The 348-nt window shown below is 66.1% G+C and carries 1 protein-coding gene; it reads left to right on the top strand.

Annotated features, from left to right (window positions below; genetic code table 11):
* The coding region (locus P0G09_RS16160) for a hypothetical protein (protein ID WP_275253172.1) at positions 1-348 on the top strand (348 nt) is incomplete at both ends.

Below are 348 nucleotides of genomic sequence, written 5' to 3'. Positions count from 1 at the left end.
CTGGCTGAGATGGGCCGCAATGCCCGGAGCCTGTCGGTGGACGACAGCCTGGACCGCATTGCGGATGCCCTGCTCAAGCTGGTCAAGACCCCGAAACGGAAGGAAAAAACAGAGGAAAGGAGGTGCAGCCGGATGCCGCAGAATGACCGGAACAGCCGGAACCGCAAGCGCCGCCGGGCCTACGATCAGGCCCGGGATGACCGGCGCGGCGGGCAGATCACCCAGCGCCGCAGCAGCGCGGGTGCTGGCAGTGACCTGGGGTACAGCGGGTACGCAGGATATTCCTCCGGCGGCCACCCCATCACGAACCCCAATTATGATCCCGATGCGCCCCGACCCAGCCGGTAT

The sequence above is a fragment of the Faecalibacterium sp. DFI.5.82 genome, assembly GCF_029076575.1.
Taxonomy (GTDB): Bacteria; Bacillota; Clostridia; order Oscillospirales; family Ruminococcaceae; genus Faecalibacterium; species Faecalibacterium duncaniae.
Note: the sequence above shows the minus strand (reverse complement) of the source record. Positions and strands in the feature narration are given on the sequence as shown.